This window comes from Pseudomonas sp. R32, assembly GCF_009866705.1.
In the GTDB taxonomy this organism is placed as follows: domain Bacteria; phylum Pseudomonadota; class Gammaproteobacteria; order Pseudomonadales; family Pseudomonadaceae; genus Aquipseudomonas; species Aquipseudomonas donghuensis.
In genome coordinates this window covers 3084397-3109796 of sequence record NZ_CP019396.1, presented here as the reverse complement: position 1 = coordinate 3109796, position 25400 = coordinate 3084397, and the positions used below count along the sequence as shown (strand labels likewise).

The following is a 25400-nucleotide window of genomic DNA, read 5'->3' as shown; positions in this document are numbered from 1 at the left end:
GTCATGGTTGTTGTGTCAGTACGGCGGTCGCGGATGGATGCAGGCATGGCGCCGGGCACCCTGTGAGTGGCTGGGCGGCGCGGTTTCGCTGCAGGTAGGCAGCGCCTGCGGGCAGCGTGGGTGGAAGGCGCAACCCGACGGCAGGTGCAGCGGGCTCGGTGGCTCGCCGGCCAGGGGGCGTTCTGGCAGGCGGCGGGCCGGGTCGATGTCGGCGATCGACTGGATCAGCGCGGCAGTGTAGGGGTGATGGGGCGCGTCGAACACCTCGTCCACCGGGCCTTCCTCGACAATCTGCCCCAGGTACATCACCGCCACCCGGTCGCACAACCGGCGCACCACGCCCAGGTCGTGGGTGATGAACAGCAGCGCCAGGCCCATGCGTTCGCGCAGCGTCAACAGCAGGTTGATGATCTGCCCCTGGATCGACACGTCCAGGGCAGCGACGCATTCGTCGGCGACGATCAGCCGCGGCTCGATGGCCAGGGCTCGGGCGATGCCGACCCGTTGGCACTGGCCGCCGCTGAGCGAGCCGGGCTTGCGTTCGGCCATCTCGGGGTGCAGGCCGACCAGCTCGAGCAGTTCGACGACCCGCGCCGGGATCCGCTCGGCGGGCACCTTGCGCTGCACCTGCAGGACTTCGGCGAGGATCTGGCCGATGCGCTGGCCTGGATTGAGCGCGCTGTACGGGTCCTGGAAGATCATCGCAGTCTCGCGGCGCAGGCGGGCGATATCGACCTTGCGGCCCTGGGTCATGTCGATGCCGTCGAACACCACTTGCCCGGCGGTGACCGGGTTCAGTTGCAGGATGGCCCGGGCCAGGGTGCTCTTGCCGCAGCCCGATTCGCCCACCAGGCCGAGGGTCTGGCCGGCGGCGAGGGTCAGCGAGGCGCCGTTGACCGCGTTGACTTTGCGTGGGCGCAGGCCGAACAGGCCGCCTCCGGCGGCGGAAAACTGCACATGCAGGTCCTTGACCTGCAACAGCGTGGTCATGACAGGCCTGCGGCCAGCAGCGGGGTGTGGCAGGCCAGGCGGTGGCCGGGGCCGCTCTCACGCAGCTCCGGCAGTTGCTCCCGGCACCTCGGCAGGGCCTGGGCGCAGCGCGGCTCGAAGCGACAGCCCGGGGGCAGGGCATCGAGCAGGGGCGGTTGCCCGGCAATGGTGTTCATCAGCCGCACCTGGCGTTGCGCCGCGGGGTGGCAGGCCAGCAGCCCGGCACTGTACGGGTGGCGTGGATGGGCCAGCAGCTGGTGCTTGGCGCCGTGCTCGCAGAGACGTCCGGCGTACATCACGGCGATGCTGTCGCAGGTCTGCGCCACCACTCCCAGGTCGTGGCTGATCAGGATCATCGACAAGCCGCGACGGTCACGCAACTCCAGCAGCAGGCGCAGGATCTGCGCCTGCACGGTGACGTCCAGGGCCGTGGTCGGCTCGTCGGCGATCAGCACTTTCGGGTTGCAGCCCAGGGCCACGGCGATCATCGCCCGCTGGCGCATGCCGCCGGAGAACTCGTGAGGGTAGTTGTCCACCCGGGATTTGGGATCGGGAATGCCGACCTGGCGCAGCACTTCGATGGCCTCGGCCCGAGCCTCGCGGCGCGAGGCGCCCTGGTGCAGGCGGATGCCCTCGGCGATCTGCTCGCCGATGCGCATCAGCGGGTCCAGGTGGCTGCTGGGGTTCTGGAAGATCATGCCCAGCTCGCGTCCGCGTAGGCGGCGCATGCCGGCCTCGTCCAGTTGCAGCAGGTCGTGGCCCGCCAGGTGCACGGCCTTGCCCTCGATCCGCAGGTTCGGCGAGGGCAGCAGGCGCATGAGGGCACGGCAGGCCAGGGTCTTGCCCGAGCCGCTTTCGCCCACCAGGCCGAGGATCTCGCCCTGGCCAAGGTCGAAAGACAGGCGCTCGACCAGGGTGATCTCGCGCAGGCCGTTGCGGGCGATCACGCTTAGCTCCCGGACCTGCAGCAGCGGTGTGCTCATGAGCGGTCTCCAAGGCGTTCGGCGACGCCATCGGCCAGCAGGCTGAAGCCCATGGCCAGGGTCACCACGGCAAGGCCCGGGAAGGTACAGATCCACCAGGCGATGGTGATGAAGCTCTGGCCCTCGGCCACCATCGAGCCCCACTCCGGGGTCGGTGGCTGCACGCCAAGGCCCAGGTAGCTGACGGCGGCGCCGTTGAGCAGCACCAGCACCGCGTCCGACATGCAGAACACAACCGAGCCGAACAGGGCATTGGGCAGCAGGTGGCCGAACAGCGTGCGCCGGTGGCTGAAGCCCAGGCTCCTGGCGGCCAGGGCGAAGTCGCTTTGCTTGAGCACGAGGATCTGTGAGCGGATCAGCCGTGCATAGGACACCCAGCCGACCAGGGCCATGGCGATATAGAAGCTGCCAAGGCCCGGGCCGAGAATGGCCATGATCGCCAGCATCAGCACCAGGAAGGGGAAGGCCAGAACGATGTCGATCAGGCGCATGCAGGCGTTGTCCAGCAAGCCGCCGATGTAGCCGGAAATGGCGCCGATGCAGGTGCCCAGCAGGAACGGAAAGATCACCCCGATCAGGGCCATCTGCAAGTCGATGCGCGCCCCCCAGATCACTCGCGACAGCACGTCGCGGCCGAAATTGTCGGTGCCGAAGGGGTGCGCCAGGCTGGGGGCGGCCAGGCGCAGCTCGCCGTTCTGCATCAGCGGGTCGAACGGGGCGATCCATGGTGCGCACAGCGCCAGCAGGCACCAGCCGAGGACGATGGCGAGGCCGCAGTACAGGGTCAGGCGACCGTTGCGCAGGCTCCAGACCAGGCGCCAGCGGAGGGAAAGCGTGGGGCTGGGACTGTGGCTCATTGGATCTTCACCCGCGGATCGAGGGCGGTGGTTGCCACGTCGGCGATGAAGTTCACCGCCACCGTGGCACAGGCCAGCACCATGGCCACGCCCTGGACCACCATGTAGTCGCGGGTGAAGATGCCGCGCACCAGCAACTGGCCGATGCCGGGCAGGGAGAACAGGCTCTCGATTACCACGGTGCCACTGATCAGCCAGCCGATGTTGACCGCCAGCAGGTTGATTGTCGGCACCATGGAGTTGGGCAAGATGTGGCGCCGCAACAGCGCGCCTTCGCCAAGGCCGCGGGCGCGGGCCGCGGTGACGTGGTCGGCCTGCATCTCCAGCAGGATGCTGGCGCGCAGGTTGCGCACCAGTACCGCCGAGAGCGCCAGGGCGATGGTCAGGCAGGGCAGCACCAGGTGATGCAGCTTGTCGGCCCAGGTCCGGCCATAACCGGATACCGGGAACAGCCCCCAGTGCACGCTGAACAGCAGGATCAGCATCAGGCCCAGCCAGAAGGCCGGCAGGCCCAGGCCGGCGGTGGTGAACAGGCGGATCAGGTTGTCGGTCCAGCCGCCCTTGTTGCGGGCGGCAAGCGTGGCTAGCGGCACGGCGATGAGCAGTGCCAGCAGCACGCTGCCCAGTACCAGCATCAGGGTGGGCTCGATGCGGCTGGCGATCAGGGGCAGGGCGTCGATCTTGTACAGCAGCGATTTGCCCAGGTCGCCGTTGAGCAGGTTCTTCAGGAAGTACAGGTACTGCATCCAGATCGGCTCGTCCAGGCCAAACTGGGCACGGATCTTCTGGATCGCATCCGGGGTGCTGCGCGCACCCAGCAGCACCCGCGCCGGATCGCCCGGAATCGAACGGACCAGCACGAAGGTGATGATGCTGATACCCAGCAGCACCGGCAGCAGTTGCAACGGCCGGATCAAGACGAACCGGTAGCGTGCCAGGTTCATCGATCAGCCCCGGTTGCGCTGCAGGAAATCCAGCAACACCGGGAAGTAGGCTTGCGGCTCTTCGTAGAACGGCATGTGGCTGCTGTTGGGGAACACGTGCAGCTCGGTCTGGTCATGCAGTGCCAGTTTCATGCGCAGGGCGCAGGCGGGGGACAGTTCGTCGTGCTGGCCGGTGGTGATCAGGACCGGCATCTGGAACTCGCGCATTTGCTCCAGGCGGTTCCAGTCCTTGAGGTTGCCGATATAGAGGAATTCGTTGGGGCCCTGCATGGTGGTGTAGGGGCCCATGTTCCAGTCGCCCAGCGAGCGATTGACCGGCGCCGGCCACTCGTCGAGGCGGCACACGTGACGGTAGTTGAGCAGGGTGATGGCTGCCTGGTACTGGGGATGGTCGAGGTTTCCCTGGGCCTCGTAGCGCTGCATCATCGCCACGGTTTCGCTGCCCAGGGCACTGCGCAGGCGTTCCAGCTCGCTGATCAGGTGCGGGATGTCGCCGACGGTGTTTTCCAGAATGAGGGTTTTCAGCGACTGCGGGTGGTGGATGGCGTATTCGATCGCCAGCCAGCCGCCCCAGGAATGTCCCAGCATGTGTACGCGGCCCAGGTCCAGGGCCTGGCGGACCTGCTCGACCTCGGCCACGTAGCGGGTGATGTTCCACAGGCTGTCGTCGTCGGGGCGGTCGGAGGCGCCGGTCCCCAACTGGTCGAAGGCGACCACGCGGATGCCCTTGTCCTTGAGCCAGGCATGGGCATCGCGAAGGTAGTCGCAGGGCAGGCCCGGCCCGCCGTTGAGGCACAGCAGCACCTCGTCCCCTTCGCCAAAGCTGTACACCACGAGATTGTGGCCATCGACCGATACGTTGAACTGCTGGTCAGGTTGCATCTCACGCCACATCGCTACTCTCCTGTTGGCCATGGCTTACAGCTATACCCTGCACAGGAGAATGCGCCGCCTACAAGCTAGTATTTCTTATAGGTTTTGTCTGGCAGTCCCGCGCCGAGCCGTGGCATTCTACTCGGCGGACTTCAAGATGGAAATCCAACAGGGTATACACAGGGAGTGTAAGGAATGCAGGCCAAGCTGGCTGATCTCCATACCCGTCTGGCGTCGGACAGTAACCTGGACGAACAGATGGACAGCGTCGCCGAGCTGGCGGCGCAACTGGGCTTCGATGCCCTCGTGTACGACTACAGCCCGGTGCCGCTGGATCACCTCGGCGAGTTGATCACCCCCTCCGTGGTCAGGCTGCGCCAGACCCCGAGGGATTGGCAGGACCTCTGGTGCTCCGATGGCTTCTACCAGATCGACCCGGTGCAGCAATTGGCCGTTTCCTCCATCGCGCCGTTCGCCTGGTCGTACCTGCCCAAGGGCGAGACCGTCCTGCAGCGCCTGATCGATCGCCGCCATGCGCCGGTGGTCGGTTACCTGCTCGATGCGCAGCTGGCCTGCGGCGTCACCGTGCCCATCCACCTGCCGCGCGGTGGGCTGGCGACCCTGACCGGCCTGCGTCCCCAGGCCAGTCAGCGTGACCTGGACGATGCCCGGGAACACCTCGCCGACTTCAGCCTGATCGCCCATGCTTTGCAGGAGGCGGCCTATCCCTTGCTGGGCAAGGAGGCCGCCAGCCGCGCAATCCGCCTGACCCGCCGTGAGCTCGAGTGCCTGCGCTGGGCTGCCGAAGGCCTGACCGCGGCGCAGATCGCCGAGATGCTCACCCGCTCGCTGGCCACGGTCTCCCTGCACCTGACTTCGGCCATGCACAAGCTGGGGGCGAAGAACCGGGTCCAGGCGGTCGCCCGGGCGGTGCACTATCGTCTGCTCGACAATTGAGTGGTAAAAAATCCGAAAACCTAGAGAACTCTCTAGTTATGCCTCGTCGTGCGTAGGGCTATTGTGTGCTCCACGATTCGCACGGAGCCGGATGAAATGGAACTCATCAAATCGCATGAAGGTTTTGCCCCGTTCGGCGACTATCAGACCTGGTACCGCGTCACGGGTGACCTGGATTGTGGTCGCACTCCGCTGGTCATCCTGCATGGCGGGCCGGGCTGCACCTACGATTATGTCGATGCCTACAAGGATGTCGCGGCCGGTGGCTATCCGGTCATCCACTATGACCAGCTGGGCAACGGCCGTTCGACCCACCTGCCGCAGATGCCGTCGTCGTTCTGGACGGTGAAACTGTTCATGGAAGAGCTCGACAACCTGCTCGAGCACCTGGGCATCAGCGACCGCTACGCCCTGCTGGGCCAGTCCTGGGGTGGTATGCTGGCCAGCGAGCACGCGGTGCAGCGCCCGGCGGGCCTGCGTTGCCTGGTGATCGCCAACTCGCCGGCAGACATGCGCACCTGGGTCAGGGAAGCCAACCGCCTGCGCGAGAGGCTGCCCGAAGATGTTCAGGCCACACTGTTGCGCCATGAAGCTGTGGGCGACTACACCGCCGCCGACTACATCGCCGCCACCCGGGTGTTCTACGACCGTCACGTGTGCCGCCTGAACCCCTGGCCGGATGAGGTGGCCCGCACCTTCGCCCAGGTCGATGCCGACCCGACCGTGTACCACGCCATGACCGGACCCAACGAGTTCCACATCATTGGCAGCACCAAGGACTGGACCATCGTCGACCGCCTGCCGCAGATCAACGTGCCGAGCCTGCTGATATCAGGACGCCATGACGAAGCCACGCCGCTGGTGGTCAAGCCGTACTTGGACCTGATCCCGGGCATCCGCTGGGCATTGTTCGAGAACTCCAGCCACATGCCCCATGTGGAGGAGCGGGTGGCCTGCATGGGTACCGTGGTCAAGTTCCTCGACGAGAGCCTGTAGCGTTCGCAGCGGCCCTCATTCCGGCGATCACTACCTTAGGATTGGTGTAGGCAGGATTTTCCATGTGTAGGTTGAAGAAAATCCTGCGTCGCCAATCTACCTTCCCATGCAGGCAATCGCTGCACCTTCGAGCCTCGGGCTCAGCCCCCCGCGGGCAAGCCACGAACCCGGTACATGACGTGCACCTGCTGCTCATCTCAAGATCATCGTGTTTTTGAAATCACACCACTCATGTATTGATGTAGATCGCGCAGGTCCTTAACACTCCAGGCGTGCGGCGGTATCTTTACACCGTTCTCCTGCAACGTCTTTGGAATTAAGTTTCCATTGGGGCGAAGTATTATGGAAGATACAATAACACCCGGGTAATCACTCAGCCGCCTCTTGAAAGCCGATGTTGTAAGGTCAGGGGTTGGCGGATTGCTTTTATTGGCCAATGGCCCTGTCCCCTTGATATCTGCTCCGTGACACACGGCACATCTCTGTAAATAGAGACGTTTCCCATTGGTATTATCCGCGAGGGCGGGTGATGTTTGAATGAGTGAAAACACCCCGAGTAAAGCAAGGAATGGTATTTTAATTTTTATTTGTCCGTGTTGTATGAGTAGCATCCGCATCGAGGGCAAACCCAGCGTTACCAATGCAACGCTCAATGCGCTCGATAACATTTGAACCCAGAGTGTTCATTAGGGTCTTTACGAAATATGCCTGCGCGACAAGGGTGGAAACCGACCCATGGCGGCCAATGGCACACGCTCGGTTGAAAGGGCAGCTAACGGTATGACAGCCGTCTTAGAGAACCGACTCCACTCGCCATGTCCAGCGCCCCAACGGGCTATTCTGCACCGCCTGCACAAACACCCCGTAGTCTTCGAGGTAGTGGTAGCTCTCGGCCCATTCAGAAGTAGCCGTTTTGTGCTTGGAACAGCTCAGCGGCTTGGCCATGCCTTGCAAGGCGGGGTTTATCTGACTGGCTGGCAGCGCGGCGCCGACCTTGCAGGTGACGGTAGTGGTGAAAGGCCCCGTGGTGGTGGCCTGGACCAGGTCATAGGCCACTTCGCTGTGTTCCGGCAGGCGTTGCCAGTCGCCTGTGAAGCTCAAGCCGATGACGTGCAAGGAGTCTTCTACCTGGTTGCCGTTGTTGCGGTCGAACGAGCGGTTGGCCAGCTCGATCAGGCCGCGGAACGTCAGCAGCAGCTTGGTGCCCAGCACCGAATCCACTGGCTGCAGCAGCAGCTGGCCGCTCTGCGGGTCACGGCTGAAGATGTCCTTGCGCTGCACGCCGGTGATCTTCATGCCGTTGAGCACCAAGGCGTCGTAGCGATAGTGCAAAGCCTGTAGCGTCAAGCGCGGTTCGGGCAGTTGCAGGGTATTGATCGCCGCCAGCACGGCTGGCGCCGTCTTGGGTGTATCGAGCTGCGGCGGCAGTGGCGTGCGCACAGGGGGCATCGCCATCTGGGCCCAGGTGGCAGCGGGCTGGCAGGCAGCTTCGATCAGGCGTTGTTGTCCGCTGTCGGCCTGTGCCTGCGGCATCATTGGGGTGTCCAGATTGACCTTGCCGTTGTACACCCGGCCATTGTCGTCCACCTTGAAGTCGCTCAACGGCTTGAAAGTGCGCTGCTTGCAGTCGATGGCCAGGCGCTCATGCAGTTGTGCAATCTGGCCGTACCCTTTGACTGCTTGATAGTTGGCAAGTTGAATGCTCGTCCAGATCTTGAGTACGCCATCCTCGTGAATCGCGCTGTTACGGTCCAACACCAGCCAGTCTTGAACTGGCGCGGTGTCCAGCGCTCGCCAGTCAGGCACGGCGCGATAGGCGCAGGCATTTTTGAGTTGTTCGCTGCGCTGCAGCACCTGCAACTGTGGTTGCGGAAGGTTGCTGGAATCGTCGTTGTCAGAAAACGCCTGCATGCCCCGTTTGGTGGGATAGAACATGCTGCCGCTGGGCTGGCTGCAGGAGGCGTCAAAGCGGGTGACCCAGGGGTTGCTCGCGGAGGGCGCGATCATGTAGGTGATCTGGTCGCCTTGACGGATGATCGAATCGGGCGCGGCCGATTCGTTGATCACTCGTTCGAACACTTCAAGGCCAGGGTGCTTGGCCGGTGGTTGCGGCTTGGGCGGGGTGCTGCAGGCGGCGAGGGCGAGCGGCAGGGCTAATGAAAGCGAGAAACGGGCATCCATGCAAAAAAGCTCTTGGTCAAAAAAAAGCGCGATTTTACCTGACCTGCACTGGTGCTCAACTGATGAAGATAATTTTCGACACCAGCTCTGCGCTGTTCTTGGCCTGAAGTTTCTTCATCAGCCGGGCGCGGTGGACTTCCACGGTGCGGTGGGAAATGCCCAGCTTGCGCGCCACTTCCTTGCAGGTCAGGCCATTGACGATATGCAGCGAAATCTCCCGTTCGCGCGGAGTCAGCTGGATGGTCGGCGCCGGCTGGCGATCCAGGCGCTCGAAATGCCAGACCATCAGTTTGAACGGGTCTTCCACCGTCAGGGAAAACCCGTGGGCCCGGGCCCAGAACACCTCGCCGTTGCGATGCTGCATGAAGCGCTCGTCGGAGTAGAAGGCGCCGGGGCCGTTGCGCAGCCAGTGCTCGCTGCGCTCGCCGATGCTCTGGTAGTCGGCCTGGGAGGGGTACAGCAGCAGGGTCAGGTGGCCCTGCAAATGCTCGCGCTCGTAGCCGAACAGGCGGACGAACGCCTGGTTGCAGTCGAGCATCCGCCGATGGCCGGTGATCATCTGCGGCGCGGGGGAAACCTGGAAGGCCAGGCGCTCGAGGTCCTGGAATCGCGGGTCGTGTACGGTCATCAGGCATCCTGCCTCGGGTTTATCTCGGGTACTACTTACTGGCGTAAGTAGTTGCCCCAACTAGCGTGTGATTCGGGCGCTGAATCATTGTATGGAATACGCGCTTCAAGGACAGAAGAAAATCACCATGACTCACGATTCCGTATCCATCGTCGCTGCCGCCCACAGCCCTTTCGGTCGCCTGGACGGCCTGAACCTCGAGGACCTGATCGTCCAGGTTACCCGCGAAGCCCTGGCGGACGCGGCGATCGACGCAGCAGAAATCGACGCGCTGTTTCTCGGGCACTTCAACGCCGGCCTGGTGGCCGATGGTTTCCCCGCTTCGCTGATGCTCCAGGCCGACCCGCAACTGCGCTTCAAGCCCGCCACGCGCTGCGAGAACGCTTGCGCCTCAGGCTCAGCGGCGATCCAGGCCGGGATCAACGCGATTCGCAGCGGTGCCGCCGAACTGGTACTGGTGGTCGGCGCGGAGAAAATGACCGGCAACAGCACCGTCGAAGTCACCCGGGCCCTGGCCGGCGCCGGCTACCAGAATGCCCTCCAGGAAGCCGGCCTGAGCTTCGCCCAGCTGTTTGGCCAGGTGGCGCAGCAGTACGCCGAGCGCTACCACAGCCCCTTGGCCTCGATGGCCGCGATCGCGGTGAAGAATCACGCCAATGCCATGGCCAACCCCCTGGCGCAGATGCACCGGGTGATGGACTTCGAACACTGTAACAATGTTTCCCAGGGCAACCCGCTGATCGCTCCACCACTGCGCCTGACCGACTGCTCGCTGATCAGTGACGGCGCGGCGGCGATCATCCTCGCCTCGCCGCGGCGCGCCCGTTCGATGCGGCGCCAGGTGGCGATCCGCGCCATGGTCCAGGTGAACGACTTCCTGCCCTTGTCGCGCCGCGACATGCTGGCCTTCGAAGGGCCGCAACGGGCTATCCAAGGGGCCCTGCGCGAGGCCGGGGTGACCCTCGGCGACTTGAGTTTCGCCGAGGTCCACGACTGCTTCACCATCGCCGAACTGCTGATCTACGAAGCCATGGGCCTGGCGCCCAAGGGCGAGGGCCACCGGGTGCTGGACGCGGGCATCGTACGCCAGGGCGGCCGCCTGCCGGTGAACCTCTCCGGCGGGCTCAAGGCCAAGGGGCATCCGGTGGGGGCCACCGGGGTATCGATGCATGCCCTGGGCTTTGCCCAACTGGTCGGTAAACCCATCGGCCTGGGGGTGCCCGGTGCCGAGTTCGGCTTGCTGTTCAACATGGGCGGCATGGCGGTGGCCAACTACGCCAGCGTCCTGCAAGCGGTCAAGGTCTGAGGATGAACATCGCCCATTGGCTGCACGCTGCGGCCCAGCGCTGGCCGCGGCGGGCGGCGCTGTTCGAGGGGTGCCGCGAGGTTGCCGACTACCAGGCGTTCGCCGCCCAGGCCCGGGCACGCGCCCTGCAACTGCGCCATGAGTACGGCATCGTGCCTGGTGACCGGGTGGCGTTGCTGATGAAGAACAGCTGCGGCTATCTCGAATTGCTGTATGCCATCTGGTGGAGCGGGGCGGTGGCGGTTCCGATCAACAGCAAGCTGCACGCACGGGAAGCGGCCTGGATAGCCGGCAATGCCGGGGCCCGGTTGGTCTATACCGATGAGGGCGAGGTCTTTGACCGCGCGTCGCTGCCGGCTGGCTGCCGTGAGCTGGCCGCGCCCGGGCTGGCCGATCCAGGCCAGCTGCCGGGCGATGAACTGCTGGCGCCGCACCCGCGGGAGGACAGCGACCTGGCCTGGCTGTTCTACACCTCCGGCACCACCGGGCGTTCCAAGGGGGTGATGCTGTCCCATGGCAACCTGATCGCCATGTCCTTGTGCTATCCGCTGGACGTCGATCCGGTGGCCGCAGAAGACGCGGTGGTCTATGCCGCGCCGATGTCTCACGGCGCCGGCCTGTACAACTTCATCCATGTGCGCTGCGGCGCCCGGCACGTGGTGCCGGCGTCCCGGGGGTTCCAGGCGGCGGAGTTGTTCGAGCTGGCGCAGGCGCTGGGCCAGGTCAGCCTGTTTGCCGCGCCGACCATGGTCAAGCGCATGGTCGGCCAGGCCCGGCAGCAGGGCTATTGCGGCGAAGGGATCAAGACCATCGTCTACGGCGGGGCGCCCATGTACCTGGCCGACCTCGCCGAGGCCCTGGACACCTTTGGCCCGCGCCTGGTGCAGATTTACGGCCAGGGCGAATGCCCGATGACCATCAGCGCGCTGTCGCGGGAGGCCATCGCCGACCGCGGGCATGCCGACTGGCCGGTCATTGCCGCCTCGGTCGGGCGTGCCCACGCCTGCGTCGAGGTGCGCGTGGTGGATGCGCAAGGCCTGCCCCTGGCCCCCGGCGAACCCGGGGAAATCGCCGTGCGCGGGGCGGCGGTGATGCAGGGGTACTGGGACAACCCGCAAGCCACCCAGGAGGCCCTGGTGGATGGCTGGCTGCGTACCGGCGACATAGGGTTCCTCAATGAACAGGGCTACCTGACCCTTACCGATCGCAGCAAGGATGTGATCATCTCCGGTGGCAGCAACATCTACCCGCGGGAAGTCGAGGAAGTGCTGATCCAGCACCCCGAGGTGTTCGAAGTGTGCGTGGTGGGGGAGGCCGATGCCCATTGGGGCGAGTCGGTGGTGGCCTTCGTGGTCCTGCGCACGCCCCACAGCCTCGATGCACAGGCGCTCAACGATTGGTTCCTGGCGCGCATGGCCTCGTTCAAAAAACCGAAGAAATACCTGTTTTGCGCCGAGCTGCCGAAGAACAGCTATGGCAAAATTCTCAAGACCCGCTTGCGTCAGTGGCTGCAAGACCCCACGGGGCCTTTGAGCAACCTCTGAAACACTGCATTTCATGGATAGCACTACGACAGGAGTCCCCACGATGGGTGTGTCATCTTTCAACTCCCAGCGCCAGCGGCGCCGGGCCTTCATCGGCGCCACTTCCGGCCACTTGATCGAGTGGTACGACTATGGCGTCTACGGTTTCCTGGCCTTGTACATCGGCAAGGCCTTCTTCGTCTCTGACGACCCCACCAGCAGCCTGCTGGCAAGCTTTGCGGCCTTTGCCTTGAGCTTCTTCATCCGGCCCCTGGGCGGCCTGTTCTTCGGCCCTCTGGCCGACAAGATCGGCCGACGCAAGACCCTGATCACCGTGCTGGTGATGATGGCCGGCTCCACCTGCCTGCTGGGCCTGTTGCCAACCTACGCCAGCATCGGCATTGCCGCGCCGGTGATGCTGGTGCTGATCCGCTGTGTGCAGGGCTTCTCCGCCGGTGGCGAAATCGGCACCATCACCAGCTTCATTTCCGAATATGCCGGCCCCGGGCGCCGGGGGTTCGCCACCTGCTGGCTGATGGTCACCGCCGTGCTCGGCCTGCTCCTGGGCGGCGCCGTGGCCAACGGTATGACCTGGGCCCTGGGCGCCGACCTGATGCAGGACTGGGGCTGGCGGATCCCGTTCCTGATCGCTGGGCCGCTGGGCTTCATCTCGCTGTACATCCGCCTGAAGCTTGAGGACAGCCCGGAGTTCCTCGCCCTGGTAGAGGCCGGGCAGACCTCGAAGGCGCCGCTGCGCGAGGTCTGGCAGTGGAAGCGCTCGATTGCCCTGGTGTTCTTCATCATCACCCTGCACAGCTCGATCTTCTACCTGGTGCTGACCTTCGCCTCGACCTACATGTCCAACACCCTCAAGTTCGACAGCGGTACCACCTTGCTCTACGTGTTCGTCGCCAGCCTTTCGGCGGCGGTGGTCATGCCCTTCGGCGGCGCCTTCACCGATCGTTACGGGCGCAAGCCGTTCCTGATGGTGATCGGCACCCTGGCGACCCTGGCCATGTACTGGTTCTTCAAGGCCGCGCCCGGCGCCACCCCGGCCACCTTGTTCTGGCCGTTGATGGCCGTGGCGATCCTGTTCGGGCTGTACGCGTCCTCGACCTACGCGCTGATGAGCGAGCTGCTGCCAACGCGCATCCGCTCCACCGGCATCGCCGTGGCCTACAACATCCCGGTGGCGGTGTTTGGCGGCAGTGCGCCGCTGATTTCCACCTGGCTGATCAAGCTCACCGGCGACATCACCGCGCCCTGGTACTTCTACGTGGCGACCGGGGTCGCGTCGTTGCTGGCACTGGTGGTGCTGCGCAAGGAGGATTTCGTTGCGTGTGGCCATGACGTTCGGCACGAGGGTAGCGCGGCGGTGCCAGGGTTGGTGAATCTGCAGCCTTGAGCGCGTCGGTCGGCGCCAGCGTTGGCTGGCGCCGCCTGTCACAATCGAAGTTACGGTGGCGGCTGCAGCGGGAACTTCAGGGTACTGGCCAGGTCAATGGGAGCCCTGTATCGGCAATGCCGAGCAGCACTGTGGTCTGTTTACGCCAGTGCCGTCCGAGATCAGTCGAGTCCGCCCCCTGATGCCAACCAAGAGTTTTCTCCCGGGTCTGATCCTGGTGTTCTGCGCCGTCGCGTCGCTTGGTTCGGTTGCGGCTGAGCGCAGAGCGCCAGCGCACAGTAACAGCGCATCAACCACCCTCATCGAAACCGCCTCGCGGCAATATGAAAATGGCCAGTTGGACCAAGCCGCTGCCACGCTGGAGCGAGCCCTGCATATCCAGCCGAACAATCCCGCGACGCTGCATTACCTTGGTGTCTTGCGTCTTCAGCAGGGGCAGTACCAGCAGGCTGAAACCTTGGCGGTGCGCTCGAACATGCGGGTTGGTCGCAACGTCGAGTTACGCAACCGCAACTTCCAATTGATCCAGGCGGCGCAGCAGGCCCGGTCTTCGGGTATCCCGCCCAGCGTCAAGGCGGACCTGGTCGCAGCACAGAAGAGGCCGCAAGAGCAGGCGCAAAGGCGCAGCGAGGCAGCACTGGGCGTTGCCGAACAATCCACGCAGCCTGGGTACGATGCAGTTGTAATTCCCCGCAGCCATTTGCCGCCTCCGGGTAAATGCCGAATCTGGTTTCCTGATCGCCCGCCGGGGCATCAGCCCGCACCCGGCAAATGCAAGAAACTGCGGTATCGGGTTCCGTCAGGGGCTTACCTGGTGCACGGGTGAGTTTCTGCGTATCCAGGTCTGGCCGCCGCCGGCCGGTAGCGTTGCCGGCCACGTTGTGGGAGGGACAAAGCGGACGTTCATATCTATTCCACCTCACCGCTGTAGCAAATGCACTGTCATACCAACCAGCGCGCAGGCTAACAGCACTTGAATGACTCCCCGTTTGAAGCGAAACAAGGCGACGGCGGCACCGACCGCGATCAGCGCGGATGGCCAATCAAACGTGCCGTTGAAGCCGTTTGGCCAAAGCACGTGATAACCGAAGAACAGCGCCAGGTTGAGGATTACGCCTACCACTGCGGCGGTGATGCCGGTGAGCGGGGCGGTGAACTTCAGCTCGTTATGAGTCGACTCCACCAACGGTCCGCCAGCCAGGATGAAAAGGAAAGACGGCAGGAACGTAAACCAGGTGACGAGGCTGGCTGCGATTGCGCCGGCAAGGAAAGGCTGATCGGCACCAAACATTGGATTGAGATACCCGCCGACAAACCCCACAAATGCCACCACCATGATGAGTGGCCCAGGAGTGGTTTCGCCCAACGCGAGCCCGTCAATCATCTGGGTAGGCGTCAGCCAGCCGTAATGACCAACGGCACCCTGGTAGACGTAAGGCAACACCGCGTAGGCGCCGCCGAATGTCAGCAAAGCGGCTTTGGTGAAAAACCAGCCCATCTGGGTCAGGGTGCTGTCCCAGCCAAACGACCCTATCAATGCCCCCATTGGCAGTAGCCACAACCCGGCACCAATCAGCGCCAGGCGCAGTAGATGCGCCCAGCGAAAGCGCGCGTGCTCGGGCGTTGGCGTGTCGTCATCGATCAGGGCGGGGCCGTAATTGGCTTTCGCAGCACCATGCCCGCCGCCAATGACGAACTTGTCCGCGGCAAAGCGGCCACCGATATAACCAGTGATACCGGCAACCAGCACGATCACCGGGAACGGCACGTTAAGCGCAAAAATGGCCACGAAGGAGGCTGCGGCAATCGCCCAAAGCCAAGCGTTCTTCAGGGCCCGAGAGCCGATCCGGTGAGCGGCGTGAACCACAATCGCCGTCACCGCAGGCTTGATACCGTAGAAGATCCCGGCCACCACCGGCACCTCGCCAAAGGCCACATAGACCCAGGACAATCCGATCAGGATAAAAAGCGACGGCAGCACGAACAGCGCCCCGGCAATCACTGCGCCCCAGGAGCGGTGCATCAACCAACCGATGTAAGTCGCAAGCTGCTGGGCCTCCGGGCCGGGCAGCAGCATGCAATAGTTCAGCGCGTGTAGAAACCGCTTTTCACTGATCCAGCGCCGACGCTCGACCAGCTCCTGGTGCATGATCGAAATCTGACCTGCCGGGCCGCCAAAGCTGATGAAGCCAAGTTTGAGCCAGAACAGCAATGCTTCAAACAAGCCGACAGGCGGCGGAGCAGCATGCGGCTGATCGCTAATTGCAGAGGTTGTATCAACCATTGGCAACATCCTCGCTTGCGAAAGCCGCCAGGAGGCCATCAAAGATGCCCCCGGCAACCTGGGTCAGTTGATCGTCATCGAGAATACTTTCCCGCAATCCGGTGAGGACACGCTCAATCCCTGGGGCTTCAACGGGCTGGCTCCCCCCCACGTCCAGGTAGTGAACGACGGCGGCAAGTCGCGATAGCCCCGATACTTCAAGGGCAAAGCTGGCAATGAGGGTCTCGAAGGAGACTCGCTGGCCGGTGTGGCTGAACTGCGCCCCATCGAAATCGAAGCCGAGCGCATCGCCAGGACAGTCCTTCGGGCTATCCAGCCAGATGATTTTGGCGTCCGTATCGATAAAGCGGCGGATCAACCAGGCGCAGGCAAGCCGGTCTACCCACGGGCGCTTTCGGGTCGCCCATTTACGCCCTTGAAACGCGCTGCGATCAAGAACGATGATCGGCTGTTCATAGGCTGTCGGCTCGTCGGCAGACAGCGCTCGACTGATTGCCGTCTCCAGGTCTTGAAGCGCTGAGTCGGCCTGGGCTTTGGGTGCGCCAGGGAAAAAATCGATGGTCGTCAACTGGCCATAGGCCTTCCTGAGCTTTCTCACCTGCCGCGCTACTTGAAGTGCATTGTCCTGAGTCAGCGCTGCTCGGCAGCCAGCAATGTCTTCCAGCAGCTTGGTGTAGTCATCGCTTCGGTCGAACAGCGCACTGAAGCGTTCTTCCGGCGCCGAAAACGTCAGCAAGTATGCCGTGCCATTGAGGCTAAGTACGTCTCGCTCAACCGTCTCGAATGCATCTTTGCTCACGCTGAACTCGGGGAGCAGATAGACACCGTCGCGCAAAACCGTCGCGCCTGAAGACTTCAGGGTCCTCCAGGCACGCATTCGCTCGGTCGCATTCGCTGTCGGTAGACCAAGAATCAATAGCGACCAACCGACCATGTAGATCTCTCAACAATTAATGTCATGTGCTCTACATTAAACTCGATCAGGCCGAAGTCAATCTCATCCTGCCGGGATAACCAGGACGGGCGGGAAAAAACGTGGTGTATGCGCCGTGCGAGCGCAGCAGTTCATCCGCGTTCATCAGCCAATCAGCTGCATGTGCTCTTGCAACGGTGAATCCGCTCCGCTCACTGGGCTCGTAAACGCTACGCTTGATCATTGGCTGACTATTGCCCAATGCTTTAGTCCAGTCCAGGGCCGTTCTGCAAGACGCATGGGTGGTAAGGGCATTGAGGACGCTATGACTGACCGCGAACAACTTCATCGAGATGGCTATGTGCTGCTCCGTCGAGCAATCCCGGACGAGTGGCTGGGTGACCTTCGTGCAGTGTTCGATGCGGGGGTGAAGCCATCGGGCCAATGGCCAGTGCCGCGTGGCATGGGCTGGCGCCATTCGCTGTTGGACACAGACTCGACGGTTCAGGCTGTGTGTCGCCTGCCGCGGGTGCTGGCGGCGGTTGGTGAGTTGATCGGAGAACGGTTCTTCCTCTCGCAGGTGGAGGGGCGCGAACCCCTTGCAGGTGACGGTCATCAGCAGCTGCACCGCGACTTGTCGGCCCAACGGCCAGGCGACATAGTGAGCGCGCTGGCTTATTTCGACGATTATGGTCCCGAGAACGGCGCGACACGTATCGTCCCCGGCAGCCATCGCCCTGGGCAGGGAGAGCCGCCATTCGACTTCAGTGACGAGTCCCGGTCTGTGCAGCTTTCAGGCTCCGCTGGCGACATCCTGGTGTTTGATGTCGATTTGGTGCATGCGGGCAGTCTGAACTCAATCGGCGCACGCCGTCGCTCCCTCCTGATTAGCTACTTTTCTGAGCTTCTGTACGCGTCACACCTGGAAACAGTGAGCCTGCGAAGTGTTCGGATGGACACGACCGATCGGTTCGATCCCTCGGACTTTGCCTTTGGGGCTATATAACCTGACCTACCTGACGCAAAAGCCAGTTATCCCTGGCAACGCAGACGGCCCGATGCGCTTGGCTATTGGTCCAGCAGCGGTGCCAGCAGTGCACACATGCCGCGCCAGTGCGAACCCTCCCAGTAAACCCGTTGACAGGCGTCGCAGCGCAGGAATTGCGAATAGAGGGCGCCAATGCGTGGCGGCACCTGCGGCCGGGCCAGTTCCGGGCTGATCTCGTGCAGCGGCTGGTTGCAGTGAAGGCACAGGCTGAATGGCCGCGCGCTACGCGCCAGGTCGAGGCGCTCGTACAATTCGCGCAGTTGCAGCGACGGCTTCAGGGCATGCACGTAACAGCCGTGGCTGATGATCCGCCGCTTGAGGAGTTCGCGGTCGCGGGTTAGCACGATGCGTCCTTGCTGCGCAGCGATCTCGGCAATCTCGGCGTCCTCGAAGCCATTGTCGTAGAGCGTGTCGAAGCCACTCATGCGCAGCAGGCTGGCCAGCCCGCCAAGGTGCGCATCAGCGATGAAGCGCAGCACCCGTAAAGGTTGCGCACGAACCTGTAGCAGCGGGCTGATGTCCAGCGCTTCGAACTTGGGATACACCGCCAGCCGGTCGCGGTCGAAGACCACCCGCTCGAAGCCCACCGACTCGTCGTTGAGCAGCACCAGCTCGACCTCGGTGTGCGGTATCCCAAGCGCCTCGATCATGTGCTTGACCGTGGCCCCGCGCGCGCACTCGCAGGTGAAGGACTGCCGCCGCCGTTCGGCCGGCAGGAAATCGTTGAGCTCTTCGTAGAAACGGAAGGTTGCACTGGTCATGCTGATCAGTATGGCAGGGCTGCAGGATGAGCGCGTCGAGCCCGGTCAACGACTATCCGGATCCCCTCATTCAGCAACGGAACAGGCGACGCACGCCTTGGTCGCCCGTTCTCCCTCCCAGGTAGGCTGAAACTCCCATGTTGCCTAGGAGTATCGGCCGATGCGCAATCCCCGGCGCTCGTTCACAGTGGTGGATGGTAGCAGTAAAGGTCCACGCTCCGGCCTCTGGGGCCGGGATTGCTCGGGAGAAAGCCATGACTATCCGCAAAAAAATCGCATCGCCGACGAGCGACCTTACCGATGACACGGATGCCAACCTGTTTCCCATCACGATCGCCTCCACCAACCCGACAGACGCCACCCCCGCCAGCACTGCCATCACCACCGCCTGCGCCCTGAGCGTCGAGGCGACAGGGGTGAACGTTTCGCTGGACGAAACCGCCGGGTTGCAAAACAGCACGGCCACCGCAAGCCCTGCGGGAGACGCTGACGACAATGACATTCTGATCTCGGCGCTGCCCTCGGTCTTCGCTACCCGCTTGACCGCGCTGGGGGCCGGTACCGTAACAGGTGCAGCCCTGAGTGGTTATACAGGTGCGGTGGGCAACACCGGCAGTGATGCGTTCACCATCACCGCTGCACCCGGCGGCAGCGTTACCGATGTCAGCTTCACCGACAGCCTGGGCGCACCGCTCAATGGCCTGGACAGCGGACTCGATACCCTCGATGGCACCAGCATCCTTCTCTATACCGATACCAACAACAACATCCTGCTGGGCCGAGCCGGGGGCCCAGCCGGCGCAATCGTGTTCGCGGCCTACATTGAAGAAACCGGATCGCCGGTCACCGGCGGCAAGATCTGGACCGTGGAATACCAGCCGCTCAAGCACCCGGATGCCAGTAACCCGGACGATGCCCTCAACCTGCTGGACAAGGTGTTCATCGGCGCCAGCCAGGACCTGGGATTCAGCCTGGCCAATGCGCCCTCCGGGCAGAACCTGTTCCTGATGTTCACGACGGCGAACCCGACCGTGGTTGACGACGGTGGGGTCCTGCGGATTACGGATCCGACCGTTATCGCCACCGGCAAGGACCCCGCCGACCAGTCAAGCGGCGCCAATATAACGACGGGCGACACGATCAACACCAGCCAGGGGGGGGGGCCGACCACCTTTGGCACCAACAATCAGATGATCGTGGAGCAGGAAGGCATCCGTTTTTCGTTCGTCACCGGTGCCAGGCAGAATGTGACCGTTCCCAACCTTAGTCAGAACGAAGCAGATGTTGAAGCCAACATCGACTTTACCGACGTCTTCAATACGAGGTCGGCCGCGTTCGACGTCGTGCAGTTGCAAAGCGGCAAGAGCGCGGTGGTAAAAATCAGCGCATTCAGCACCGCTGCTGAACCTGGCGTGAATTTCATCAACGGTTATGCCAATGATGCGTCGGTTGCAATCAGCAATGTTCGCGTCATCAACATCAGCACCGGGCTGGTGATCGAGAACTCGGACGGCTCGGTGAATGATCCGGCCATTGTCATCAGCTTTGCTTCCGGGGTTGCCACCATCACCGGCGTTAAGGCCGGCTACCAGATTGAGTACACCACAACGGCCGACCACAACCGCGTGCTCATCGAGAATGGCGCGGCCATCGACGCCAAGGGCAATAACCACGCCGATTTCGATATCGGTGGCTTCACGATGCGCCAAGCCTCTACCACGACCGCCGAAATCGGCTCGAAGATAATCTTCGAGGACGACGGCCCGAGCATTAGCACCACTGGCACCGAGCCGACGCTGACCGTCGATGAAACCGTGCTCGCAACCGACGCCACGCAGAACTTTGCCGCCAACTTCACCTCGGCGTTCGGCGCCGATGGCGCCGGCACGCTGACCTATGCGCTGGGCGTGGTGGCCGGAGCTTCCGGCTTGACCGACACTGCTAGCGGTGAGGCCGTCAACCTGTCGCTCAATGGCACAGTGGTGGAGGGTCGCACGGCGACGACCAATCAACTGGTGTTCACCGTCAGCGTCGCTGCCAACGGTGATGTCACCCTCGACCAGCTCCGCGCCGTGGTCCATCCCGACGCGACCGATCCGGATGACTCCACCAGCCTGACCTCGGACAACCTGGTGACCCTGACGGCAACCAAAACCGACGGGGACGGCGACAGTGCCCAGGCGACCCTGAACATCGGGCAGAACCTGGTGTTCAAGGACGACGGCCCGAGCATCAGCACCACCGGCACCGAGCCAACGCTGACCGTCGATGAAACCGTGCTGGCAACCGACGCCACGCAGAACTTTGCCGCCAACTTCACCTCGGCGTTTGGCGCCGATGGCGCCGGCACCCTGACCTATGCGTTGGGCGTGGTAGCCGGGGCCTCCGGGCTGACCGACACGGCCAGCGGTGAGGCGGTCAACCTGTCGCTTAATGGCACAGTAGTCGAAGGCCGTACGGCGACGACCAACCAACTGGTGTTCACCGTCAGCGTCGCTGCCAACGGTGACGTCACCCTCGACCAGCTTCGCGCCGTGGTCCACCCCGACGTGACCGATCCGGATGACTCGACCAGCCTGGCCTCGGACAACCTGGTGACCCTGACGGCAACCAAAACCGACGGGGACGGCGACAGTGCCCAGGCCACGTTAAACATCGGGCAGAACCTGGTGTTCAAGGACGATGGCCCGAGTATCAGCACCACCGGTACGGAACCGACGCTGACGGTGGACGAAACCGTGCTCGCAACCGACGCCACGCAGAACTTTGCCGCCAACTTCACCTCGGCGTTCGGCGCCGATGGTGCTGGCACCCTGACCTATGCGCTGGGCGTGGTGGCCGGAGCTTCCGGCTTGACCGACACTGCTAGCGGTGAGGCCGTCAACCTGTCGCTCAATGGCACAGTGGTGGAAGGCCGTACGGCGACGACCAACCAACTGGTGTTCACCGTCAGCGTCGCTGCCAACGGTGATGTCACCCTCGACCAGCTTCGCGCCGTGGTGCATCCCGACGCGACCGATCCGGATGACTCCACCAGTTTGACCTCGGACAACCTGGTGACCCTGACGGCAACCAAAACCGACGGGGACGGCGACAGTGCCCAGGCCACGTTAAACATCGGGCAAAACCTGGTGTTCAAGGACGACGGCCCAAGCATCAGCACCACCGGTACGGAACCGACGCTGACGGTGGACGAAACCGTGCTGGCAACCGACGCCACGCAAAGCTTTGCCGCCAACTTCACCTCGGCGTTTGGCGCCGATGGTGCTGGCACCCTGACCTATGCGTTGGGCGTGGTGGCCGGAGCTTCCGGCTTGACCGACACTGCTAGCGGTGAGGCCGTCAACCTGTCGCTCAATGGCACAGTGGTGGAAGGCCGCACGGCGACGACCAACCAACTGGTGTTCACCGTCAGCGTCGCTGCCAACGGTGATGTCACCCTCGACCAGCTCCGCGCCGTGGTCCATCCCGACGCGACCGATCCGGATGACTCCACCAGCTTGAGCGCCGACAACCTGGTGACCCTGACGGCAACCAAAACCGACGGGGACGGCGACAGTGCCCAGGCGACTCTGAATATCGGGCAAAACCTGGTGTTCAAGGATGATGGCCCGAGTATCAGCACCACCGGTACGGAACCGACGCTGACGGTGGACGAAACCGTGCTGGCAACCGACGCCACGCAGAACTTTGCCGCCAACTTCACCTCGGCGTTTGGCGCCGATGGTGCCGGCACCCTGACCTATGCGCTGGGTGTGGTGGCCGGGGCCTCGGGGCTGACCGACACGGCCACTGGTGAGGCGGTCAACTTGTCGCTCAACAGCGGTGTGGTCGAAGGCCGTACGGCGACGACCAACCAACTGGTGTTCACCGTCAGCGTCGCTGCCAACGGTGATGTCACCCTCGACCAGCTTCGCGCCGTGGTGCATCCCGACGCGACCGATCCGGATGACTCCACCAGCCTGACCTCGGACAACCTGGTGACCCTGACGGCAACCAAAACCGACGGGGACGGCGACAGTGCCCAGGCGACCCTGAACATCGGGCAGAACCTGGTGTTCAAGGACGACGGCCCGAGCATCAGCACCACCGGCACCGAGCCAACGCTGACCGTCGATGAAACCGTGCTGGCAACCGACGCCACGCAGAACTTTGCCGCCAACTTCACCTCGGCGTTTGGCGCCGATGGTGCCGGCACGCTGACCTATGCGCTGGGCGTGGTAGCCGGGGCCTCGGGGCTGACCGACACGGCCAGCGGTGAGGCGGTCAACCTGTCGCTTAATGGCACAGTAGTCGAAGGCCGTACGGCGACGACCAACCAATTGGTGTTCACCGTCAGCGTCGCTGCCAACGGTGACGTCACCCTCGACCAGCTTCGCGCCGTGGTCCACCCCGACGTGACCGATCCGGATGACTCGACCAGCCTGGCCTCGGACAACCTGGTGACCCTGACGGCAACCAAGACCGACAAGGACGGTGACAGCGCCCAGGCCACCCTGAACATCGGGCAAAACCTGGTGTTCAAGGATGATGGCCCGAGTATCAGCACCACCGGTACGGAACCGACGCTGACGGTGGACGAAACCGTACTAACAACCGACGCCACGCAAAACTTTTCCGCCAACTTCACCTCGGCGTTTGGCGCCGATGGTGCTGGCACGCTGACCTATGCGCTGGGCGTGGTGGCCGGGGCTTCCGGGCTGACCGACTCTGCCACCGGTGAGGCGGTCAACCTGTCGCTCAACGGCGGCGTGGTGGAAGGCCGCACGGCCACGACCAATCAACTGGTGCTCACCGTCAGCGTTGCCGCCAACGGTGACGTCACCCTCGACCAGCTCCGCGCCGTGATCCATCCCGACGCGACCAATCCGGATGATTCGACCAGCCTGGCCTCGGACAACCTGGTGACCCTGACGGCGACCAAGACCGACAAGGACGGCGACAGCGCCCAGGCCACCCTCAATATCGGGCAGAACCTGGTGATCAAGGACGACGGCCCGGCACTCGCATTCGGCAACCTGATCGGGACCGGTAGCGTCCTTGCGCAATACGGCTTCTGGAGCAAGTCGGCCGGTGCCGATGGGCTGGGGGCGACGGGCCTGAACATCTCGTTGGTCAATGGCCAGTTCACCCTCGTCAGGCCCGACAACTCGACCACGACCGGGACCGGCACGCTCACCGAGCTGGTGCCCTCGCCGGACCTCAATGGTGCGTACCAGTTCGCCGGGACCTTGACCGGTGACTTCGACAACAACGCCGCAACGGCGGACACCACCGTCGACTACACGCTGACCGCCTTTGCCAATGGCAGCTATGCACTGGATCTGGTGCAAGGCTTTGCTTCGACGATCGTGCTCAGCAGTGCCGACGGCGCACTCGCTGCCGGCGGTCCGGACCCGGTGCGCACCTTGTTGATTCCAGAGCCGGATGACCCGGCTATCCCTTCGCCCTCCGAGGAGATTGTGTTCTTTTCCGCCAAGGCGCTTGCGTCTACGGCGGACATCCTGACCGGCATCGGGCTCGGAGAACCCGACCCCACTGAAGCTGCGCTGCAGACCAACCCCTTGCCAGCGTACATAGACCCGGCGGCCATGAACGTCAGCACAGCCGGCATTGGCGTTGCCAATAACCTCTTTCAAGGGGACAACCTGGCAGCCATCAGCAACGCCGATGAAAGTTTCGTCATCAACCCGGAGAGCCTGCTGACAGCCATGAGGGTGTTCATCGACAACTCCGTGGGGGGATACAACACGGCGACTGAGGACCTGTACTACAGGATCTACTACGAGGATGGCACGTTCTCCAACCTCATCGAGGTCAACACCCTGACGCCGGAGGCCGGTGGACAGGTCTCCTTCCTCGTTGAGAAGCAGGGCACGGCGCTGATCGACGCGGTTCAGCTGACGATGGCCAGGGGCGAGATCAAGATCCCGGTGATCCAGTTCATCCAGGAGACCGAGAGCCTGGCCAGCGATGTCAAGCTGGCGTTCAATGCGACGCTGACGGACAAGGACGGGGACACAGCGACCAGTGCGTTCGACGCCAACCTGTTCGCCAACGACGCGGCCAACGCAACGTTCGACTTCACCCTGATCGGCACGGGCGGTGAGCAGGATGCCTTCAACATCGATCTGTCAGTCGCCGAGAACCTGTACCAGGTCACCGGCTTCGATGTGAGCCTAAGCCTGCGCGACACGCTGGTGCTCAACGGCGACCAGAGCGCCGTTGTCCAATCGATCGACAACAGCGGTGCAGACAGCATCGTGACGGTTGCCGAGACGGGCGGACAGACAACGACCATCACCCTGGTCGGGGTCGATCTGCTCAATAGCGACATTGTGTTTGGCGGTGCCTGAGGCCGCGCATGTGTGAAAGGATGCGAGGGTGGTGCAAACCACTCTCGCATTTTTTTGCAGTTCCAATATGAGCCTTTGCTCAAAGGCTATCCGGATCCCCGAAAAACATTTGGACAGGTCTCTAGGGCGGCGTTTTTGGTTTGCTGAATCAGAAATGTACCCCCAGAAATACCCTTGATACCCCCGGCAGGGTGCGCGATCGAGAATGGCGATTTCTGACAGCTGTCGAGGTGGCGCACACTGGACTTCAGTGTACCTCCATGGCGGGGTGGCCGGAAGCAGGGCGGGGCTGCGTCCGTATGGGGCCGTTTGTCACGATCGGCAGCTATCGGTTGAATCCACAGTTAATGGCGGACTATCAGTGGCTCTGTGCAGATCGACTTCCCCCGCCTCCA

The 25400-nt window shown here is 63.3% G+C and carries 19 protein-coding genes; 8 read left to right on the top strand and 11 right to left on the bottom strand.

What is annotated here, in order from left to right; translation table 11 throughout:
• Positions 1–15: 15 nt before the first annotated feature.
• From PspR32_RS14485 to PspR32_RS14465, 5 genes are read right to left on the bottom strand one after another with little or no spacing between them, the layout of a single operon-like run.
• Entirely contained in the window at positions 16–990 is a 975-nt protein-coding gene (locus tag PspR32_RS14485; protein ID WP_010223573.1) for an ABC transporter ATP-binding protein, read from the bottom strand.
• On the bottom strand, positions 987–1973 hold the full coding sequence (locus tag PspR32_RS14480) for an ABC transporter ATP-binding protein (RefSeq protein ID WP_036995126.1): 987 nt from the start codon (positions 1971–1973) through the stop codon (positions 987–989). The genes PspR32_RS14485 and PspR32_RS14480 overlap by 4 nt, the downstream gene beginning before the upstream one ends.
• On the bottom strand, positions 1970–2830 hold the full coding sequence (locus PspR32_RS14475) for an ABC transporter permease (protein ID WP_036995123.1): 861 nt from the start codon (positions 2828–2830) through the stop codon (positions 1970–1972). The genes PspR32_RS14480 and PspR32_RS14475 overlap by 4 nt, the downstream gene beginning before the upstream one ends.
• Positions 2827–3774: an ABC transporter permease gene (locus PspR32_RS14470; RefSeq protein WP_010223569.1), complete on the bottom strand. Its 948-nt coding sequence runs from the start codon at positions 3772–3774 to the stop codon at positions 2827–2829. Before PspR32_RS14470 ends, PspR32_RS14475 begins: the two co-directional genes overlap by 4 nt.
• Positions 3775–3777: 3 nt before the next feature.
• On the bottom strand, positions 3778–4668 hold the full coding sequence (locus tag PspR32_RS14465) for a proline iminopeptidase-family hydrolase (protein ID WP_010223568.1): 891 nt from the start codon (positions 4666–4668) through the stop codon (positions 3778–3780).
• A 174-nt stretch (positions 4669–4842) separates the two neighbouring features.
• Here PspR32_RS14465 and PspR32_RS14460 point away from each other — a divergent pair, with 174 nt between their 5' ends.
• Positions 4843–5604, top strand: a complete 762-nt coding sequence (locus PspR32_RS14460; RefSeq protein WP_010223567.1) for a LuxR family transcriptional regulator — start codon at positions 4843–4845, stop codon at positions 5602–5604.
• Positions 5605–5700: 96 nt separating this feature from the next.
• The gene (locus tag PspR32_RS14455) at positions 5701–6600 is read left to right on the top strand and encodes a proline iminopeptidase-family hydrolase (RefSeq protein ID WP_010223566.1); all 900 of its coding nucleotides are present in this window, start codon (positions 5701–5703) and stop codon (positions 6598–6600) included.
• Between the two features lie 203 nt (positions 6601–6803).
• Here PspR32_RS14455 and PspR32_RS14450 read toward each other — a convergent pair whose 3' ends face one another.
• The 3 genes from PspR32_RS14450 to PspR32_RS14440 form a co-directional block, all read right to left on the bottom strand.
• Positions 6804–7211: a c-type cytochrome gene (locus PspR32_RS14450; RefSeq protein WP_174242330.1), complete on the bottom strand. Its 408-nt coding sequence runs from the start codon at positions 7209–7211 to the stop codon at positions 6804–6806.
• A gap of 181 nt (positions 7212–7392) precedes the next feature.
• Positions 7393–8781 carry a hypothetical protein gene (locus PspR32_RS14445; protein ID WP_036995121.1) on the bottom strand — a complete coding sequence of 463 codons (1389 nt, stop codon included), beginning with the start codon at positions 8779–8781 and terminating at the stop codon, positions 7393–7395.
• Positions 8782–8836: 55 nt separating this feature from the next.
• Positions 8837–9409: a LuxR C-terminal-related transcriptional regulator gene (locus tag PspR32_RS14440; protein WP_036995119.1), complete on the bottom strand. Its 573-nt coding sequence runs from the start codon at positions 9407–9409 to the stop codon at positions 8837–8839.
• 127 nt (positions 9410–9536) lie between these two features.
• On the opposite strand from PspR32_RS14440, the gene PspR32_RS14435 reads away from it, so the two are divergent.
• From PspR32_RS14435 to PspR32_RS14420, 4 genes are all read left to right on the top strand, one after another.
• On the top strand, positions 9537–10715 hold the full coding sequence (locus tag PspR32_RS14435; protein WP_010223562.1) for an acetyl-CoA acetyltransferase: 1179 nt from the start codon (positions 9537–9539) through the stop codon (positions 10713–10715).
• 2 nt (positions 10716–10717) lie between these two features.
• A complete protein-coding gene (locus PspR32_RS14430; RefSeq protein WP_036995117.1) occupies positions 10718–12259 on the top strand; it encodes a class I adenylate-forming enzyme family protein in 1542 nt (513 codons plus the stop codon).
• A 43-nt stretch (positions 12260–12302) separates the two neighbouring features.
• The gene (locus PspR32_RS14425) at positions 12303–13643 is read left to right on the top strand and encodes an MFS transporter (RefSeq protein WP_010223560.1); all 1341 of its coding nucleotides are present in this window, start codon (positions 12303–12305) and stop codon (positions 13641–13643) included.
• A 181-nt stretch (positions 13644–13824) separates the two neighbouring features.
• Positions 13825–14469 carry a tetratricopeptide repeat protein gene (locus PspR32_RS14420; protein ID WP_036995114.1) on the top strand — a complete coding sequence of 215 codons (645 nt, stop codon included), beginning with the start codon at positions 13825–13827 and terminating at the stop codon, positions 14467–14469.
• Between the two features lie 93 nt (positions 14470–14562).
• Here the strand turns inward: PspR32_RS14420 and chrA are convergent, their stop codons facing one another.
• Together chrA and PspR32_RS14410 are read right to left on the bottom strand one after the other, a co-directional pair.
• Complete coding sequence (chrA, locus tag PspR32_RS14415) at positions 14563–15927, bottom strand: chromate efflux transporter (protein ID WP_010223558.1); 1365 nt, start codon at positions 15925–15927, stop codon at positions 14563–14565.
• The gene (locus tag PspR32_RS14410) at positions 15920–16861 is read right to left on the bottom strand and encodes a chromate resistance protein ChrB domain-containing protein (protein ID WP_081492804.1); all 942 of its coding nucleotides are present in this window, start codon (positions 16859–16861) and stop codon (positions 15920–15922) included. The genes chrA and PspR32_RS14410 overlap by 8 nt, the downstream gene beginning before the upstream one ends.
• A 304-nt stretch (positions 16862–17165) precedes the next feature.
• On the opposite strand from PspR32_RS14410, the gene PspR32_RS14405 reads away from it, so the two are divergent.
• On the top strand, positions 17166–17846 hold the full coding sequence (locus PspR32_RS14405) for a phytanoyl-CoA dioxygenase family protein (protein WP_026001358.1): 681 nt from the start codon (positions 17166–17168) through the stop codon (positions 17844–17846).
• A gap of 62 nt (positions 17847–17908) precedes the next feature.
• Here PspR32_RS14405 and PspR32_RS14400 read toward each other — a convergent pair whose 3' ends face one another.
• On the bottom strand, positions 17909–18649 hold the full coding sequence (locus PspR32_RS14400; protein ID WP_010223555.1) for a Mut7-C RNAse domain-containing protein: 741 nt from the start codon (positions 18647–18649) through the stop codon (positions 17909–17911).
• 254 nt (positions 18650–18903) lie between these two features.
• Between PspR32_RS14400 and PspR32_RS14395 the strand changes: the two genes are divergently transcribed.
• The gene (locus tag PspR32_RS14395) at positions 18904–25005 is read left to right on the top strand and encodes a DUF5801 repeats-in-toxin domain-containing protein (protein WP_159388753.1); all 6102 of its coding nucleotides are present in this window, start codon (positions 18904–18906) and stop codon (positions 25003–25005) included.
• The last annotated feature ends 395 nt before the right edge of the window (positions 25006–25400 follow it).